Source organism: Jatrophihabitans lederbergiae, from assembly GCF_031845305.1.
In the GTDB taxonomy this organism is placed as follows: Bacteria; Actinomycetota; Actinomycetes; order Mycobacteriales; family Jatrophihabitantaceae; genus Jatrophihabitans_A; species Jatrophihabitans_A lederbergiae.
Genome location: NZ_JAVREH010000002.1, coordinates 34,497 through 51,140, shown reverse-complemented (window position 1 = coordinate 51,140; position 16,644 = coordinate 34,497). Strand labels below are relative to the sequence as shown.

Below are 16,644 nucleotides of genomic sequence, written 5' to 3'. Positions count from 1 at the left end.
CGCGGTTGCAGCGACCTCCGGACCCTGCCTCCCCCCGTCCGGCGAGGGCACCCAGGTCACGCCAGTTATTACCTGGCCACATCTGGCAGCTACAAAGATGGGCTTAACACTATACAAAACCGGGCGTTACTGATACCTATGTGTCCATCGCTTCATCCCACCCCCGGAGGTTTTCATGCGCCATCTGCGCCCATTGGTCGCTGCCGCAAGTGCGGTCGCGACGGTCGCCGTCACTGCTCTGCTCACGGCGGGTCCCGCGTCCGCGGCCACTCGCAACTATGTCGCCCTGGGCGACTCGTACTCCTCCGGCGTCGGAGCGGGCAGTTACACCAGCGAGAGCGGCAGCTGTGACCGCAGCCCCAACGCCTACTCCGCGCTCTGGGCCAAGGCGCACCTGCCCACCTCCTATGTCTCTGTCGCGTGTTCGGGCGCCACCACGTCCTCGGTGATCAGCACCCAGGTCTCGGCGCTGAGCTCGGCGACCAACCTGGTCAGCGTCACCGCCGGCGGCAACGACGTAGGCTTCTCGAACATCATGCAGACCTGTGTGCTGTACGGAACCACCCAGTGCGTGGCGGCGGTCAACAACGCCGAGGCCAAGTCCCAGTCGATCCTGCCGGGCAACCTGAACAACCTGTACAACTCGATCCGGTCACATGCCCCGAACGCCAAGGTCGTCGTCCTGGACTACCCCGTCTTCTATGACACGTCGGTCTGGGGTTGCATCGGCCTCAGCTCCACCTCGCGGGCCAAGATCGACGAGGGCATCAACATGGCGGACGGCATCATCAAGACCGCCGTCGCCGCCCACGGCTTCACCTTCGCCGAGGCGCGCCCGGCCTTCGTCGGGCACGAGATCTGCGACGGCACCTCGTGGCTGCACTCGCTGAACTACCTCGACATCGGGGAGTCGTACCACCCCACTGCCGCCGGCCAATCCGGTGGCTACCTGCCGGTGTTCACCTCGGCCGCCGGCTGAGCTGACTGACAGCGCGCATGGAACCGCCCGGATCGGCATTGCCGCATCCGGGCGGTTCTGTGTTGTCGGTTCTGTGTTGTCGGCCGATCCGTGGTCTCAGCGCGGCGTCGTCCGGCTCGCGGGGCGCACCTCGGCGGCGGCGAGCAGCTCGACCGCACGGTGCTCGACCAGCCTGGTCAGCGCGACCACCGACGTCGACCTGGCCACCCCCGGAATCTGGGACACCTGGATGAGCACCTGCTGCAGGTCCTCGTGCGAGGCCGCGGCGAGCCGGCAGTGCACATCACCCGGACCGGTGGTGGCATACGCCTCGACCACGGCGGGAATCGCCGCCATGGCCGCGGTCACCTCGTCCAGCCGGCCTTGAGCGATCTCGAGCGTGGCAAAGGCGAGCACCGGGTAGCCAGCGGCCGTCAGGTCGACGTCGGGGCCGTAGCCGGACACCACGCCGTCGCGTTCCAGCCGTTCGAGCCGGGCCTGGATGGTCGCCCGGGACACCTGGAGCAGGCGCGAGAGCTCCAGGTAGCCGGCCCGGGGTGCCGAGCGCAGCGCGGACAGGATCGAGACGTCCAACGCGTCCAGCTCTCGCCTGACCATCGCCTGGCCTCCCTCCCCCGAACCACCGCCGACAACCGCTTCACAGGCGATTGTGTCAGCGAAGCGGCCGGACCGGCTCAGAGGTTGCCGCGGCTGTCCTGCTCGCGCTCGATCGCCTCGAACAGCGCCTTGAAGTTGCCCTTGCCGAAGCCGAGCGAGCCGTGCCGCTCGATGAGCTCGAAGAACACCGTCGGACGGTCCCCCGTCGGCCTGGTGAAGATCTGCAAGAGGTAGCCGTCCTCGTCCCGGTCCACCAGGATGCCGCGGGACTGCAGTTCCTCGATCGGTGCCCGGACCTCGCCGATGCGGGCCCGCAGCGCGGGGTCGGAATAGTAGGAATCCGGCGTGGCCAGGAACTCCACACCCTCGGCCCGCATCGCGTCGACCGTCCGGAGGATGTCGTTGGTGGCGAGCGCGAGGTGCTGCACGCCGGGGCCGCGGTAGAACTCCAGGAACTCATCGATCTGGCTGCGCTTCTTGGCGATCGCCGGCTCGTTGAGCGGGAACTTGACCCGGTGGTTGCCGTTCGCGACGACCTTCGACATCAGCGCGGAGTAGTCGGTGGCGATGTCGTCGCCCACGAACTCGGCCATGTTGAGAAAGCCCATGACCTTGTTGTAGTACGTGACCCACTCGTCCATCTTGCCCAGCTCCACGTTGCCCACGACGTGGTCCAGCGCCTGGAACATCCGCTTCGGAGCCCCGTCCCGCTTGACGTAGCCGGCGCTGCGCTCGACATAGCCGGGCAGGTAGACGCCGGTGTAGCCGGAGCGGTCGATGAGGGTGTGCCGGGTGTCGCCGTAGGCGGCGATGGCCGCGATCCGGACGGTGCCGAACTCGTCCGAGATGTCGTGCGGCTTTTCGAGGACCCGAGCGCCCTGGCTGCGGGCGTGCGCGATGCACCGGTCGACGTCGGGCACCTCCAGCGCGATGTCGACGACGCCGTCGCCGTGCTGGCGGTGGTGGTCCAGCAGCAGGCTGTCGGGTGACACCCCGCCGCTGATCACGAACCGGCAGGAGCCGCTGCGCAGCACGTAGGACTTGTGGTCGCGGTTGCCGGTCTCGGGGCCGGAGTAGGCCTCGAGCTCCATCCCGTACGCGGACTCGTAGTAGTGCGCGGTCTGGGTGGCGTTGCCGACCACGAAGACGATCGCGTCCCAGCCGGTGACCGGAAACGGGTCGGTGCTCTGGTTGTACGGCACCAGTCCGACGAGCTGCTTGAGCTGCTCGAGGTTCAGGTTGGCGGCCTTCTCGTCCGGGGTCAGGCCCGGGTCGGTCATCGTCATCTGCGTTCCTCCGCTGTGCCCTCGGTGCTCTTCGGCTCGCCGGCCCGGAGCCCGGACCTGTTCGCGTCAGGATGCATCGACAGCTCGTGGGTAGCAACATGCGCAGGCGAACCTGGCATCGTTGCGCATCCTGATCGTTCAAGGGCGCGGTTTGCTGTACAGATTGCGCTATACGGATTGCCTAGTCGGACACGCTTCCGATGGACGGAACCCAGCTGACGACGGGATACCAGACGCCGAACGGATCAGCGGCGTAGTGCACCGTCGCCGCGAAGGCGCCGGCGGCTCTCGCGATCATGGCTCCGGCGAGCACCTGCCAGGCTGCGCGGCCGGCGACCAGCAACTCGGCCGCGAGGTCGGCGTCCAGCGCAGCCAGCCCCGCCGGATCGGCGCCGGCGAACGCCCGCTCCACCGCGGCGTCGAAGGGCGCGGCGCGGCCGTCCAGATACCCCGGGGCCCTGACCGAGCGCCGGGCCGAGCCGTCGCCCATCACCAGCAGGCCGGTACGTGCCTTCCGGGACGCCGCCTCGCGTCCGATCCATAGGCAGCGCTCCGTCGGCGTTTCCGCCGGCACGACGAGCTGATCCACCGGCAGCGGGCACTCTGCCCGGGCCAGCAGCAGCCGTCCGACCAGCACGCTCACCGGCTTGTCCAGCTCGGTGGGGGTCGCGCCGCCAATGATCAGGATCTCGGTCGGCGCGGCGCTCACCATCGCCTCGATGGCGGTCAGGCAGGCTGCGCGCAACTGCTCAACCTCAGCGACCGGCCTGCCGGTGACGCCGTCCAGCAGCAGCGGCGGATGCGGGCAGTTCGCGACGGCGGCGATCACGCCAGGCCCCGGACGGCCCGCCTCGGCGGTGCGCTGCCCCGGATGGCCGCCACCATGTCGAGTACCTGGCGCGTTTCGGGCACGTTGTGGGCGCGGAAGACGGTGGCGCCCTGCCACGCGCAGACCGCCGTCGCCGACAGCGTGCCGAGCAGGCGTTCACCGAGCGGCAGGTCCAGCGCCTCTCCGACGAAGTCCTTGTTCGACAGGGACACCAGCACCGGCCAGCCGGTCGCCGTCAGCTCGCCGATCCGGCGGGTGACCTCGAGCGAGTGCCAGGTGTTCTTGCCGAAATCGTGCCCCGGGTCGATCATCACGCGATCACGTCGGACGCCGAGGCTGACCGCTCGCTCGGCGAGCCCGACGGTGCGCCCGAGCACATCGGCGACCACGTCGTCGTAGCAGATGCGGTGCGGCCGGGTGCGTGGCTCAACCCCGCCCGCGTGGGTGCAGACCAGCCCGGCATCGAACTCCGCGGCGACCTCGGCAAGGACCGGATCGTGGCCGCCCCACGCGTCATTGAGCACGTCCGCGCCTACCTCGCAGACCGCCCGGCCCACCTCATGGCGCCAGGTGTCGACCGAGATGACCAGATCCGGGAAGTCGCTGCGGACCTTGGCGACGAAGTCGACTGTCCGGCGGATCTCTTCGGCAGCGTCCACCTCGTCGCCGGGCGCGGCCTTCACCCCGCCGATGTCGACGATCTCGGCACCCGCGTCCACCACCTCGGCGACGCGATCCAGCGCCTTGCCGAAGGAGTACGTGGCGCCCCGGTCATAGAAGGAGTCCGGCGTCCGGTTCACGATCGCCATGATCAGCAGGGCGTCGGCGGCGAAGGTCTGGCCGGCCAGCTCGAGCATTACGGGTCCATCCGGGAACGGTCGGGGAAAGGGCGGTAGTGCGGGCTCTCGCGGGCGGCGGGCCGCTCCAGCGTCGGCACCCGCCGGCTGAGCCAACCCTCCGGTGCCTGCCGATCGTATTGTTGCAACGTCTGGCCGGCCCCGGCGATCCTGGGCGGCTCACCCGGGAGCCGGCGCAGCGCCGTCGCAAGGATCTCTGCCGCCATGACGCCGAGATCGTGCACGTTCTGGTGCCGGTGGCCCCGGCGCCCGAGGTCGACCTGCGCGATCGCGTCCAGGCCGTGGCGGCTCCAGGTGTCGGTCAGGGTTGCGAACTCCACGCCGTAGCCGACCGGAACCGGCAGCGACTCCATCAGGCCTCGGCGGATCGCCCACTCGCCCGCCAGCGGCTGGACGACCGCTGAGAGCTGCGGCCAGTACAGGTTGAGCAGCGGCCGCGCCACCAGCTCGGTGACCCGGCCGCCCTGCGGTGCGGTGGCGGGCTGACCCTGCTGCGCACCGCCGGGCAGGTCGTCGGCGAGCCGGTCGTAGAAGCCCTTCACCAGCAGCGTCGCGTCGTCGCGCAGCAGCGGGCCGAGCAGGCCGGTGACGAAGTGCGGGCCCCACTCGGTCAGGTCGGCGTCGATGAAGACGATCAGGTCGCCGCGGGATACGAACAGCGACTTCCACAGCGCCTCTCCCTTGCCGGGGCTCGGCTCCGTTCCGGTGGGGATGCCGGCTGCCGCGAACACCGTGGCCCCCGCGGCTTCGGCCTCCCGCGCGGTGCCGTCGACGGAGTCCGAATCCACGACGAGCAGCTCGTCCACCAGGCCGGGGCCGACCAGCGCCTGGTGAATCTGGCGCACGACCGCGCCCACCGTCGCCGCCTCGTTGCGGGCCGGGATCACCACGCTCACCGACTGCTCGCGGCATCGCTTCGCCCGGACGAGGGCGGCCACATCGAAGGCGCCGGCCTCAAAATTCCGGGAGTCGAAGGTGCGGGAGTCGAACCAGCGCCGGGCGGCGGCATCCATGGGCCACACTCCCTCACCAGTTCCGCGGTCCGCGACGACGCTACCCAGCGCTCCGGTCGCTACCCGCTGCTCGCGCGCTGAGCCGGGCCGCCAGCCGCCCGGCCACGGCGCCGGGATCAGAGGCCTCGGTCAGCACCCGCACCACCACAGCGCGCTCGGCACCGGCGTCGAGCACCTCGTCCAGATTCGTCTCGTCGATCCCGCCGATCGCGAACCACGGTCGTGCCGGTGCGGCCGCGGCAAGCTCAGCGACCGGTCCGAGCCCGGTGTGCGGGCGTCCGGGCTTGGTGGGCGTCGCCCACACCGGCCCGAGGCAGAAGTAATCCACCTCGGCCGCGCTGGCGGCGGCGGTGGCCTCGGCGGTGCTGTGACTGCTCAGGCCGAGAATCACGTCCGGGCCCACGATCCGGCGGGCCGTCGACGGCGGCAGGTCCCGCTGGCCGACATGCAGGACGTCGGCACCCGCAGCCACCGCGACGTCGGCCCGGTCGTTCACAGCCAGCAGGGTGTCGTGGCGGAGGCACGCGGCGGCGAAAATCTCGAGCAGCTCCAGCTCCTCGGCGGCTTCCAGATGCTTCTGCCGCAACTGCACGATGTCCACCCCGTTGCCGAGCACGGCGTCGAGGAAGTCCACCAGATCACCCTGCTTCTGGCGCGCGTCAGTACACAGGTACAGCCGGGCATCCTCCAGCGATGGCTTGCTCACCCGTCTATCCAACCACTGGCCGCCGGTCCCGATGCGGCGGCTGAGACGATGGAGCGTGTGATCCCACGGGCAGCCCGGACGGCCGCGATTCCCCCGCAAGCGCTGATCCTGGTGGGCATTGCGTCCGTCCAGTTCGGGTCGGCCTTCGCGAACCGGCTGTTCGACCAGGCCGGCCCGGCCGGCGTGGTGCTGCTGCGGCTGGCCTTCTCGGCGGCCATCCTGCTCGCGCTGACCCGGCCCAGACTGCGCGGCCGGTCGCGGCGTGACCTGGTCGCGGCGCTGGCCTTCGGCCTGGTGCTGTGCCTGATGAACTGGAGTTTCTACGAGGCGCTCCGGCTGCTGCCGCTCGGCCCGGCGGTCACCGTGGAGTTCACCGGTCCGCTGCTGGTCGCCATCGCCGGTTCCCGCCGACTGCTGGACGTGCTGTGGGCGGCCCTGGCCACCGGTGGTGTCGTGCTGCTCTCACTCGGTGGCTCGCACGGTTCGCTCAACCTGCGGGGCCTGCTGTTCGCGCTGCTGGCCGGCGCGCTGTGGGCCTGCTACATCCTGCTGTCCCAGCGGGTCGGGTCGGCTTTCGCCGGACTGGACGGCCTGGCCATCGCCCTCGGCATCGGCGCGGTGGTGCTGATTCCGGCCGGGATCATCGAGGGCGGTTCGGCGCTGCTCCGCCCCGGCGTGCTGGCCGGTGGGCTGGCGGTGGCGGTGCTGTCGTCGGTGGTGCCGTACTCGCTGGAGCTGATCGCGTTGCGGCGCCTGCCGGCGGCGGCGTTCGGCCTGCTGATGAGCCTGGAACCGGCGTTCGCGGCTCTGGCCGGCGTGCTGGTGCTCGGCCAGCGGCTGCACGCGCGGACCCTGGTGGCCATCGTGATGGTGGTCATCGCCAGCGCCGGCACCACCCTGGAGGCCCGGGCCAAGCGCCCGGAATCAGAGCCGGTCGCGCTCGGTTAGCCTCGAATCATGCCCACTCAGCCCGCGTCCACCGACGTGCTGGTCGTCGGCGGCGGCGTGATCGGCCTGGCGGCGGCGTACCGGCTCGCCAGCGACGGGGCGACCGTGCGGCTGGTCGATGCCAGCGGTACCCGCGGCGCCAGCTGGGCCGCCGCCGGCATGCTCGCCCCGGTCAGTGAGGCGATCTTCGGCGAGCGCGAGTTGACCCGGTTGAACCTGGCCGCGGTGCCGGCCTTCGTCCGGTTCGCGGCCCAGCTTGAGTCCGCGCTGCGCGAGTCCGGGACGGAGCTGCCGGTGGGCCTGCGCACGGACGGCACGCTGGCCGTGGCGCTCAATGCCGATGACCGGGCGGCGCTGGACCGGCTCACCGAATTCCGTAACTCCCTGGGACTGGCCAGCGAGCGGTTGACCGGAAGCGCCACCCGCCGGCTGGAGCCGTACCTGTCGACCGCGGTACGCGGCGGGGTACTGGCCCTGGACGACCTGTCGGTGGACAACCGCCGGTACCTGACTGCGTTGCGCGCGGGATGCGAGGCTGCCGGTGTCGAGTTCGTGGCGGGTGAGGTGGCGCAGCTGACCAGCCGGGAGGGCCGGACGACCGGCGCGCTGACGACGGACGGTGTCGAGTTTTCGGCCGGCACCGTGCTGCTGTGTTCCGGTGCGGCCACCGGCCGGTTGCTCGACGTCGGGGTGCAACCGGTCAAGGGGCAGATCCTGCGGCTGGCGGTGCCCGAGCGGCTGCGGGCCGCGGGCGAGGTACTTACCAGAACGGTGCGCGGCATCGTCCGCGGCAGTGAGGTGTACCTCGTGCCGCGCGCGGGCGGAGAGGTGGTCGTCGGCGCCACGTCGGAGCAGCAGGGCGAGGACACCACCGTGACCGCGGGCGGGGTGTACGAGCTGCTGCGCAACGCCTACGAGCTGCTGCCCATCAGCTCCGAGTTCAGCTTCGTCGAGGCCCGCGCCGGCACCCGGCCGGGTACTGCCGACAACGCGCCGTTGCTCGGCCGGATCGATGACGGCCTGGTGCTCGCCACCGGGCATTACCGCAACGGCATCCTGCTGTCCGCGCTCACCGCCGAGGCGGTCGCCGCGGTGCTGGCGAACGCGCCGCTGGCACCGGAGTGGAGCCCGTTCGGCGCCGCCAGATTCCGCAGTGAGGGGTATGCACCATGCAGATAATCGTCAACGGTCAGCCGCGGGAGGCCGCGGACGGAGTCTCGGTCACCGACCTGGTCCGCCAGCTGAGCGACCGGGAGGCAGGCATCGCGGTCGCTCTGAACTCCGAGGTGGTGCCGCGCGGTAGCTGGGCCGACACCACCGTCGCGGCCGGTGACCGGATCGATGTGGTCACCGCCGTCCAGGGTGGCTGAAGGCGTTCTGCCACGCCGACCAGGCGCGTCCGATGGCGCGCGGAAGACCGTCGAGTGGCCAACGCCGAATAGTTCGGCCGACTCGCTCGGGCTGGTGTCCCGGCGCGGTGCGGGTGCAGCAGGTGGGCCGGCGAGCGCGAGCGATGCCGCAAAGGGGAATCTCTACTGGGATCCCGCCGGCCGATCGTGCCGATAGCCCCGGCCTTCCGATCAGAGTCGGGCGAGTTCGGCGGCGAGTCGGTCCAGGTCGAGGGGCCCGAGGTCGAGGACGACGCGGGGGGCGCGCAGTTCCTGGGCGTCGAGCATCCCGAGCCGGTCCCCGGGGTCATCGAGAAAGCCGAGCTCGTCCATGAGGCGTTCGGCGTAGAGCGCCCCGCCCTCGGCGTGTGCGGACAGAAGTTGAGCAGCCGGGACATCCTTGCGGAGCACGGTGAGATCGTGAGGCGATCGCCTCGCGCAAGAGGCCGCCGACGTAGCTACGGAGGTTCTCATCGTGCGGTGGACGGACTTCCTAAATCGGTTGCGGCACGGGCTTGACCTTCGCGACACTCCTCATGATCAAACGCTGGCCGTGCGGACCTCAAACCGGAAGGGAATCGCCGTGGAGGGCTTCGACCCGTTCGCAAGCTTCGGCCCCGATGTCGCCGAGCGCTATGACGAGGATCTGCGCGGCGACGAGCCGGAGACCGTGAACTTCCTCGCCGCGCTCGCCGGCGACGGGCCAGTTCTCGAATTCGCCATCGGCACTGGACGGATCGCGCTGCCCCTGGCCGAGCGCGGCCTACGCGTCGACGGCATCGAGCAATCGGCCGCCATGGTGGAACGCATGCGGGCAAAGCCCGGCGGACCCGACTTCCAGGTGACCATCGGCGACATGTCGACGGTCGAGCTGCCTGGCCGGTACCCACTGGTGTACCTCGTCTTCAACACCATCCACAACCTGCTCACCCAGGACGGGCAGGTTCGGTGCTTTGAAAATGCGGCAAGGCACCTCACCGACGACGGCGTCTTCGTCGTCGAAACCGGAGTGCCGTGGGATGGGCCGCGCAAAGGCAGCTACGTTGAGGTGCCAAAGGTCGGCTTGGACGAAGTGCGGATGAGTCCGCACCGCTACGACGCAATGACGCAGATCCTTGACATCAATCACATGCGCCTGACGAGCAACGGCATTCAGATGTCACCGATCTCCCTACGCCTCGTCTACCCCAGCGAGCTCGACCTCATGGCGCGAATCGCCGGCCTACAACTCCTCCACCGATGGAGCGGCTGGCGGCAGGAGCCGTTCACCATCGACAGTCGCAGACACGTCAGTGTCTACAGCCCACACCGCGTCTAGACACCTCCAATCACTTCGAGAGCAGCTGCCACATCACCCCGGGTCCCGCTTGCCGATCCTGAGCATCGTCCCGCAGCGGGATGTCGTATGACACCCGCCAGCATGGCCGGGCGAGAATGGCGGGGTGACTCGAACCGCATTGATAACCGGGGTGGGGCGGCGGCGAGGAATTGGTGCTGGTCTCGCAGCTGGTTTGGCAGCCGACGGCTGGGATCTCGTGCTTTCTTTCTGGCGTCCCTACGACGAGCGCCTCGGACTCGAAGCTGGCCCGAACGATCCGGAAGCACTGGCTGACGAACTGAGGAGCGTCGGCATCGACGTGGAGCTTGCGCCGGTCGATCTCGCAGACCCCGCCGGACCCCAGACGCTCATCGATGCTGCCGTGGCCCGTTTTGGACCGCTGGACGCACTGGTCCTGTCGCACTGTGAGAGCGTCGACTCCGACTTGCTCACGACCACGGTAGAGAGCTTTGATCGCCACTACGCCGTCAACGTCCGCGCGAGCTGGCTGTTGCTCGCCGCGTTTGCTCGCCAGCTGCCAGAATCAGGCGGCTCCGTGGTTGCCCTCACTAGCGATCACACAGTCGACAATTTGCCGTACGGGGCGACAAAGGCTGCGCTGGACCGCCTGATACTCGCTGCCGCGCACGAGCTCGGCGATCGCGGCCTGCGAGCCAATGTCATCAACCCCGGCCCCATCGACACCGGCTGGATGACGCCCGAACTCAACACCAGATTGTTAGCGGAGCAACCCACCGGGCGACTCGGAACACCGACCGACACCGCAAACGTGGTCAGGTTCTTGCTCTCCGACCAGGGTCGATGGATCAACGGGCAGCTGATCCACAGCAACGGCGGCTTTCCCAAGGGCCAGCTGCCCGTTTGAGGTCTAACGCGACGGCTGCAGTCGTCAGCGGCAATAGATCAATGGCGTTGAGCTAGCAGGTAGCAGCGCCGGCTTGGGTACTCCGCCTCGGGTACCGGCTGGCGTTCCACCTCGGCCGGTCCGCACCTCATGACTCCACACCGTGAGCTACGGAGTATCGGCGGTTCGCTATATATCGGTTAAGTCAGCATGCCGGTGAGCATCCCCTCGTACGGTGAGGACGCCTCGGCCCACCAGCGGCGCGGAATGCGCCCCGCCAGACACGAGTCGCGCCCGGCCTGAACCGCCAGCCGCATCGCCCGGGCCATCCGCACCGGATCGGCGGCGCGGGTGACCGCCGAGGCCACCAGCACCGCGTCGCAGCCCAGCTCCATCGCGGCGAGCGCGTCACCGGCGCTGCCGATGCCGGCGTCCAGGATCACCGGCACGCCGGCCTGCTCGACGATCAGCGCGATGTTGTGCGGGTTTCGGATGCCCAGGCCGGAGCCGATCGGCGCGCCGCCGGGCATCACCGCCGCGCAGCCGACCTGCTCCAGCCGCTTGGCCAGCACCGGATCGTCGTTGGTGTAGGGCAGGACGGTGAAGCCGGCGTCCACCAGCTGCTCACACGCCTCCAGCAACTCCGTGCCGTCCGGCAACAGGGTGCGCTCGTCGGCCACCACCTCGACCTTGACCCAGTCGGTCTGCAGCGCCTCGCGGGCCAGCTTGGCGGTCAGCACCGCCTCGGCCGCGGTTCGACAGCCCGCCGTGTTCGGTAGCACCTGGACGCCGGTCGCCCGCAGCACGTCCAGCACCGACCCGGCCGAGCCCGCGTCCACCCGGCGCATCGCGACCGTCGTCAGCTGCGTGCCGGACTCCACCAGCAGATCGGCCAAGCCGTCGAGGCTGGGCGCTCCCCCGGTGCCGACGATGAGCCGGGACGAGAACTCGGTACCGGCTATGACCAGCGATTCGGAAGTGCTCATGCGTCCCTCTCAGGTGTGCGAGTTGCTTGCGGCTGGCATCTCTGACCGGTGCGACCGGATGGGTCGGGGCGACCCGAACGGCAGCGCCAGCAGGACGGCCACCACGAACGAGGCTATGGAGGCCGACAGCCACGGGTGGCCCAGCGTGTGCGCCCGGGTGCCGACCGACGTCCAGAAGTCCGACCAGTGCGCGATGGAGCCGGGATTGATCAGCTGGTAGACCACGAACCCGACCAGCCAGGCCAGCAGCATGCCGGGCCGGGCCGGAGCGTCCTCGGAGGTGTCCCAGCCCCGGCCCTGGCTGCGAATCCAGGCCGCGATGAGCGCACCCGACATTGGAATGAAGACCGCGCCGATCAGGTAGAGGAAGTTGGCGTAGTCGTTGATGTTGATGGTGAGCGCCAGCGCCGTGGTGAGCACGCCGATGATCACGGTCAATACCCGGCGGTCCAGCGAGGACCTGAGGTTCTGCAGCGAGACCGCGGTGGAGTAGACGTTGGCAAAGCTCTGGTCGGTCTCGCGGATCACCAGGATCGCGAAGGCCAGGGTGCCCAGCGGCAGGCCGATGAACAGATCGAAGATCCGGCTGCCGTCCTGGGCGACCTGCGCGAGGGCGACCAACCCGATCACCAGGCAGGCGATCTGGGTCACTCCGTACCCGAGAAAGCCACCCGCGAACGCCGCGCGCGACGAGCGCGAGTGCCGGGAGTAGTCGGCGCCCAACGGCACCCACGAGATCGTCAGGGCCATTGCGGAGTCGACGGCCAGCCAGAAACCCTGCCAGGACCCGCTCAGCGCCGGCACCGGGTTGCGCAGCAGGCCGATCGCCAGCACCACCAGCGCGAACACCACCAGCACCGAGACGTACTTGCGCAGCGCCCGGATCCAGCCCAGCGGCCGGATCGTCAGGGCGGTGGTCACGACTCCGGCCAGCAGCAGGCACAGCCAGCGCGGCAGGTCCCCGGACGTCAGGGCCTGCAGGCCGGTCGAGATGGTCACCAGTTCGAAGACGGCCCAGCCCAGGCACTGGGCGATGTTGAGCGCGGTCGGCACGAACGAGGCCTTGGTGCCCAGCAGCCCGCGCAGCAGCACCATCGCCGGCGCGCCGGTCCGGGCGCCCAGCACCAGCGAGGCACCCAGGATCAGGCCGCCAAGCACCGAACCGACCACGACGGCCGAGACCGCCGCCGCCATGCTAAGCGGCTGCACGCCGTACGGGGCCAGGATCGCGATTGCCCCGCTGAACCCGAGCAGGCTGACGCCGACATTGCCCCAGAAGCCGAACTGGTCGAACAGGCTCAGGGTGCGGGGCGCGGCCTCGTTCAGCGTGGTGGGCGCCTCGGCGTGCGCATCGTCAATGGAAAGATCAGGATGGGTATCGACAGCCATGGGTGGCCACCTCTCTCCCTTCGCCGGTATTAGCCGGATCAGGTTCAAGCGGTCGGCGGCCGCACAGAGCAAACCCTGTTACGCCGCACCTCTCAGCCCGATCACGCAGGCTCCCGCGGGGACTGTTCTAGGTTAGTACGGTGCAGCCGACCAGCGACAATCCCGTAAACGCCCGCTTCACCGACACCGCGAATGATGCGGCGTCCGATACCGCCTCCGATGCGGCCAACGGTGCCGTGGACAGCGCCCCCGACAGTCCCGGGCGCCCCGCGCCGATCAGAGCGCTCACCATCGCCTCGTCGGACTCCGGCGGCGGTGCGGGCATCCAGGCCGATCTCAAGGCGTTCGCCCGCTGCGGCGTGCACGGGATGTCGGCGATCGTCGCGCTGACCGCCCAGAACACCGTGGGCGTCAACGCGGTCCACGAATGCCCGCCGGACTTCATCCTCGCGCAGCTGGACGCCATCTTCGACGATCTGCCACCGGCCGCCATCAAGACCGGCATGCTGTTCTCCGAGCAGATCATCACCACGGTGGCCCAGGCGCTGGCGGGCCGCGACGTGCCGCTGGTGGTGGACCCGGTCATGATCGCCTCGTCCGGCGCCCAACTGCTGCGCGAGGACGCGGTCGGCGCGCTCGTCGAGCTGCTGTTCCCGCTGGCGACGGTGATCACGCCGAACCTGATGGAGGCACAGGCACTCACCGGCCTGGGCAGCGAGGACCGCGCCGAGATCGCCGAGGCGCTGGTCGCCATGGGCGCCCGTGGCGTGCTGGTCACCGGCGGGCACGGGCAGCAGCACATCGACCACCTGTACGCCGACGGCCAGCATCTCGACATCCCGGTGCCCCGGTATCCGGTGGCGGCGACCCACGGGGCCGGCTGCACGCACTCCGCCGCCCTCGCCGCCTGCCTTGCTCGGGGGCTGCCCGTTGCGCAGGCCGCGCGGCAGGCCGCCCTGGTGGCGGCTTCGGCCGTCAAGCACGGGCTGGTCGGCCTCGGCGCCGGGGACGGTCCGGTGGACGTGCTGGACGTGCGCTCGATGCGCCCGCCGACGAGCTCACCAGCCGGCAACCCGGCTCAAGCAGGCCAACTGAGGTAGCCACGCTCAGGTAGGTCCGCCCGGTTAGGCAGGATCAGGTGGGCAGGCTCAGTTGGGCAGGCTCAGTTGGGATAGGCGGCCGGGTACGCCGCACCCACCAGCGGCGCCACCTCGGGATGCTCCGCCAGGCCGATCGCGAAGTGGCACGAGGCGTGCCGGGACAGTCCGCGGCGCAGTGGCTCCTCGATCAGGTCCCAGGACCGGCTGATGGAACCGCCGATCACGAGCATGTCCGCGCCGAAGGTTTCCAGCCACGGCCCGAGCACCTCGCCCAGCACGGTGAACGCCGCGGTGAAGGCGTCGCGCGCGGTCGGGTCGCCGCTTCTGGCCAGGTCGGCAATCTCTTTCACGTCCGTATCGTCAGGACGCCCGGTCGCCGTCGCGTACGCGCGCCGGATAGCCCGCCGGGACACCCAGTCCTCCAGCGGCCGGCCGGCGTGGTCGAGCAGGTGCACCTCGGCGTGCGGCGGCACCGACGGACCGCTGTCAACCACAGTGCCCTTGTCTAGAAAGGCGGAACCCACTCCGGTGCCCAGCGTGACGGCGGCACACCGAGTCGCTCCGCGCGCCGCTCCGACCAGCCACTCACCGCTCAGGAATGCGCTCGCGTCGTTGATGAACGTGATCGAGCCAGGCTGGTGCGGCAGCGCCTGGTGCAGCTCGGACCGGACGTCCACCCCGTTCAGGCCCTCGAACTTGCCGACGCCGGCGTAGTGGGCGACGCCGCGGGTGTAGTCGAACGGCCCGGGCATCGCGATTCCCCAGGTGGAGCCCTCTTCCGCCCCAAGCGTCGCCGCGGCAGCGACCAGGCCCTCGATCAGTTCGGCGGCCGTGCTCTCGGCGCGCAACTCCGTCCGGTACACCTGGCTGGTGTGCCAGTCGACGGGGCTGACCCAGGCCGCCGTCACGTGCGTGCCACCGACCTCGAGCACCGGGATGGCGTCGGGCTGACGGGGCTTCGGAGTGGCCCGGCCGACGGCCGGCTCACCGGCGGGCCGGCTCCGGGTGTTCACGATTCGTTCAGGCCGAGCTTGAGCAGGGCGTTCTCGACGACCTCCATCAGCGCCGGGTGGATCCAGTACTGCCCTCGTGCGACGTCCTGTACCCGCTGGCCGAAGGACATCGCCTGGACCAGCGGCTGGATCAGGTTCGAGGCCTGGTAACCCATCAGGTGCGCCCCGAGCAGCAGCCCGGTGTCCGGATCGGCGATCAGCTTGCAGATGCCGGTCTGATCCTCGGTCGCCCAGCCGTAGGCAGTGTCGCCGAAGTCCTGGGTGGCGACCACGTAACGCAGGTCGCGTGCCCTTGCCGCCTCTTCGGTCAGGCCGACGCTGGCGATCTGGGGCTGGGTGAACACCGCGGCCGGAACGAAGCGGTGGTCGAACTTGCGCAGGTCCTCGGGGTGAGTGAGGTTGTGCGCCACCACCCGGGCCTCGTGGTTGGCGACGTGCTTGAGCTGGTAGTCCGACGAGACATCGCCGAGCGCCCACACGCCCTCGACGTTCGTGCGGCCGTGGCAGTCGACCTGGACGCGGCCGTCGATCGTGGTGGCGATGCCGGCGGCGGGCAGGTCCAGGGTGTCGGCGTTCGACACCCGGCCGGTGGCGACGAGCAGCGCGTCGCCGACCAGGGAGGTGCCGTCGAGAAAGTCCAGCCGGATCTCGTCGGCGTCCCCGGTGACCTTGCTGAGCTGGGCGCTGAGCTTGAGGTCCCACTGGCCGGACGCGACCACGGTGAAACGGTCGGCGATCTCGGAGTCCAGGTGGCGCAGCAGCCGCATCCCGCGCGAGACGACGGTGACCTGCGAGCCGAGCGCCGAGAACACGTGTGCGAACTCGGCGCCGATGTAGCCCGCGCCCAGGGTCAGCAGCCGCTCGGGCAGCTTGTCGATGCGCATGATCGTGTCGGAGGTGTAGTAGGTCACGCCGGACTGGGCGACCACGTCCGGAATCATCGGACGCCCACCGGCGGCGATCACGATCTGGTCGGCGCTGAACTCTTCCCCGGTTTCGACCTTGATCGTCTTGGGCCCGGTGAACTGCCCGCGTCCGAGGAAGGTCGTGGTGTTCTCGCCGTTGGTCCGGTACGCCAGGCCGCCCGCCGAGATGGGATCGATCCGGCCGAAGACCCGGTCGCGGATGTCGGCCCACCGGGCGCCCTCGAACCGAGAGTCGACGCCGAAGCGCGCCGAGTGCCGGATGGTGTTGGCGACATCGGCGGCGTAGACGTACATCTTGGTGGGGATGCAGCCGACATTCAGGCAGGTGCCCCCGAAGCTGCCGGATTCCACGATGGCGACCGGCTTGCCGGCGAAGTCCGGAGTGATGAGCGAGTTCCCGGAACCGCTGCCAATTATCGCGAGCTCAAAGTCGGCCACGGGCGT

General features: G+C 69.7%; 17 protein-coding genes, 1 pseudogene and 1 riboswitch. Of the genes and pseudogenes, 7 read left to right on the top strand and 11 right to left on the bottom strand.

Annotated elements, in window-relative coordinates; genetic code table 11:
- The first annotated feature begins 175 nt into the window (after positions 1 to 175).
- Positions 176 to 979 (top strand): SGNH/GDSL hydrolase family protein, encoded by an 804-nt coding sequence (locus tag RM423_RS01700; protein WP_311421265.1) that lies wholly within the window; start codon positions 176 to 178, stop codon positions 977 to 979.
- Positions 980 to 1,075: 96 nt separating this feature from the next.
- On the opposite strand, the gene RM423_RS01695 is transcribed toward RM423_RS01700, so the two are convergent.
- From RM423_RS01695 to thiE, 6 genes are all read right to left on the bottom strand, one after another.
- Positions 1,076 to 1,576 carry an Lrp/AsnC family transcriptional regulator gene (locus RM423_RS01695; RefSeq protein ID WP_311421264.1) on the bottom strand — a complete coding sequence of 167 codons (501 nt, stop codon included), beginning with the start codon at positions 1,574 to 1,576 and terminating at the stop codon, positions 1,076 to 1,078.
- A 77-nt stretch (positions 1,577 to 1,653) separates the two neighbouring features.
- Positions 1,654 to 2,856 (bottom strand): 4-hydroxyphenylpyruvate dioxygenase, encoded by a 1,203-nt coding sequence (gene hppD / locus RM423_RS01690; protein WP_396327565.1) that lies wholly within the window; start codon positions 2,854 to 2,856, stop codon positions 1,654 to 1,656.
- 187 nt (positions 2,857 to 3,043) lie between these two features.
- Positions 3,044 to 3,691 carry a class III extradiol ring-cleavage dioxygenase family protein gene (locus tag RM423_RS01685; RefSeq protein WP_311421262.1) on the bottom strand — a complete coding sequence of 216 codons (648 nt, stop codon included), beginning with the start codon at positions 3,689 to 3,691 and terminating at the stop codon, positions 3,044 to 3,046.
- Positions 3,688 to 4,548: a dihydropteroate synthase gene (folP, locus tag RM423_RS01680; protein WP_311421261.1), complete on the bottom strand. Its 861-nt coding sequence runs from the start codon at positions 4,546 to 4,548 to the stop codon at positions 3,688 to 3,690. Before folP ends, RM423_RS01685 begins: the two co-directional genes overlap by 4 nt.
- On the bottom strand, positions 4,548 to 5,561 hold the full coding sequence (locus RM423_RS01675) for a glucosyl-3-phosphoglycerate synthase (protein WP_311421260.1): 1,014 nt from the start codon (positions 5,559 to 5,561) through the stop codon (positions 4,548 to 4,550). Before RM423_RS01675 ends, folP begins: the two co-directional genes overlap by 1 nt.
- A gap of 40 nt (positions 5,562 to 5,601) precedes the next feature.
- Complete coding sequence (gene thiE, locus RM423_RS01670) at positions 5,602 to 6,267, bottom strand: thiamine phosphate synthase (RefSeq protein WP_311421259.1); 666 nt, start codon at positions 6,265 to 6,267, stop codon at positions 5,602 to 5,604.
- A 48-nt stretch (positions 6,268 to 6,315) separates the two neighbouring features.
- Between thiE and RM423_RS01665 the strand changes: the two genes are divergently transcribed.
- Genes RM423_RS01665 through thiS form a run of 3 tightly spaced genes read left to right on the top strand, consistent with a single transcriptional unit; the run spans position 6,316 to position 8,585 of the window.
- Positions 6,316 to 7,215 (top strand): EamA family transporter, encoded by a 900-nt coding sequence (locus tag RM423_RS01665; protein ID WP_396327558.1) that lies wholly within the window; start codon positions 6,316 to 6,318, stop codon positions 7,213 to 7,215.
- A 9-nt stretch (positions 7,216 to 7,224) separates the two neighbouring features.
- Complete coding sequence (thiO, locus tag RM423_RS01660; protein WP_311421257.1) at positions 7,225 to 8,394, top strand: glycine oxidase ThiO; 1,170 nt, start codon at positions 7,225 to 7,227, stop codon at positions 8,392 to 8,394.
- Entirely contained in the window at positions 8,385 to 8,585 is a 201-nt protein-coding gene (thiS, locus tag RM423_RS01655) for a sulfur carrier protein ThiS (RefSeq protein ID WP_311421256.1), read from the top strand. The genes thiO and thiS overlap by 10 nt, the downstream gene beginning before the upstream one ends.
- Positions 8,586 to 8,840: 255 nt before the next feature.
- Here the strand turns inward: thiS and RM423_RS25355 are convergent.
- Positions 8,841 to 8,981 (bottom strand): annotated as a pseudogene (locus RM423_RS25355) (DUF885 family protein); the annotation flags it as partial.
- Between the two features lie 205 nt (positions 8,982 to 9,186).
- Here RM423_RS25355 and RM423_RS01645 point away from each other — a divergent pair.
- Both RM423_RS01645 and RM423_RS01640 read left to right on the top strand, forming a co-directional pair.
- Positions 9,187 to 9,921 (top strand): class I SAM-dependent DNA methyltransferase, encoded by a 735-nt coding sequence (locus RM423_RS01645; RefSeq protein ID WP_311421254.1) that lies wholly within the window; start codon positions 9,187 to 9,189, stop codon positions 9,919 to 9,921.
- Between the two features lie 124 nt (positions 9,922 to 10,045).
- On the top strand, positions 10,046 to 10,807 hold the full coding sequence (locus RM423_RS01640) for an SDR family oxidoreductase (RefSeq protein WP_311421253.1): 762 nt from the start codon (positions 10,046 to 10,048) through the stop codon (positions 10,805 to 10,807).
- A 179-nt stretch (positions 10,808 to 10,986) separates the two neighbouring features.
- Here RM423_RS01640 and RM423_RS01635 read toward each other — a convergent pair whose 3' ends face one another.
- Positions 10,987 to 11,772 carry a thiazole synthase gene (locus RM423_RS01635; RefSeq protein ID WP_311421252.1) on the bottom strand — a complete coding sequence of 262 codons (786 nt, stop codon included), beginning with the start codon at positions 11,770 to 11,772 and terminating at the stop codon, positions 10,987 to 10,989.
- 9 nt (positions 11,773 to 11,781) lie between these two features.
- A complete protein-coding gene (locus RM423_RS01630) occupies positions 11,782 to 13,161 on the bottom strand; it encodes a purine-cytosine permease family protein (RefSeq protein WP_311421251.1) in 1,380 nt (459 codons plus the stop codon).
- Positions 13,159 to 13,288: riboswitch (TPP riboswitch) on the bottom strand. It overlaps the preceding gene by 3 nt.
- 13 nt (positions 13,289 to 13,301) lie before the next feature.
- On the opposite strand from RM423_RS01630, the gene thiD reads away from it, so the two are divergent.
- Positions 13,302 to 14,261 carry a bifunctional hydroxymethylpyrimidine kinase/phosphomethylpyrimidine kinase gene (gene thiD / locus RM423_RS01625; RefSeq protein WP_311421250.1) on the top strand — a complete coding sequence of 320 codons (960 nt, stop codon included), beginning with the start codon at positions 13,302 to 13,304 and terminating at the stop codon, positions 14,259 to 14,261.
- 62 nt (positions 14,262 to 14,323) lie between these two features.
- Here thiD and RM423_RS01620 read toward each other — a convergent pair whose 3' ends face one another.
- Positions 14,324 to 15,274: an ROK family protein gene (locus RM423_RS01620; RefSeq protein ID WP_311421249.1), complete on the bottom strand. Its 951-nt coding sequence runs from the start codon at positions 15,272 to 15,274 to the stop codon at positions 14,324 to 14,326.
- Entirely contained in the window at positions 15,271 to 16,638 is a 1,368-nt protein-coding gene (locus RM423_RS01615) for a mycothione reductase (protein ID WP_311421248.1), read from the bottom strand. Before RM423_RS01615 ends, RM423_RS01620 begins: the two co-directional genes overlap by 4 nt.
- Positions 16,639 to 16,644: the final 6 nt, after the last annotated feature.

What these genes read in the sequence shown, in the direction of transcription:
- RM423_RS01630 (WP_311421251.1), bottom strand. Translation starts at nt 13,161, where the DNA reads ATGGCTGTCGATACCCATCCTGATCTTTCCATTGACGATGCGCACGCC.
- thiS (WP_311421256.1), top strand. Translation starts at nt 8,385, where the DNA reads ATGCAGATAATCGTCAACGGTCAGCCGCGGGAGGCCGCGGACGGAGTC.
- RM423_RS01700 (WP_311421265.1), top strand. Translation starts at nt 176, where the DNA reads ATGCGCCATCTGCGCCCATTGGTCGCTGCCGCAAGTGCGGTCGCGACG.
- RM423_RS01665 (WP_396327558.1), top strand. Translation starts at nt 6,316, where the DNA reads ATGGAGCGTGTGATCCCACGGGCAGCCCGGACGGCCGCGATTCCCCCG.
- RM423_RS01675 (WP_311421260.1), bottom strand. Translation starts at nt 5,561, where the DNA reads ATGGATGCCGCCGCCCGGCGCTGGTTCGACTCCCGCACCTTCGACTCC.
- folP (WP_311421261.1), bottom strand. Translation starts at nt 4,548, where the DNA reads ATGCTCGAGCTGGCCGGCCAGACCTTCGCCGCCGACGCCCTGCTGATC.
- hppD (WP_396327565.1), bottom strand. Translation starts at nt 2,856, where the DNA reads ATGACCGACCCGGGCCTGACCCCGGACGAGAAGGCCGCCAACCTGAAC.
- thiO (WP_311421257.1), top strand. Translation starts at nt 7,225, where the DNA reads ATGCCCACTCAGCCCGCGTCCACCGACGTGCTGGTCGTCGGCGGCGGC.
- RM423_RS01635 (WP_311421252.1), bottom strand. Translation starts at nt 11,772, where the DNA reads ATGAGCACTTCCGAATCGCTGGTCATAGCCGGTACCGAGTTCTCGTCC.
- RM423_RS01695 (WP_311421264.1), bottom strand. Translation starts at nt 1,576, where the DNA reads ATGGTCAGGCGAGAGCTGGACGCGTTGGACGTCTCGATCCTGTCCGCG.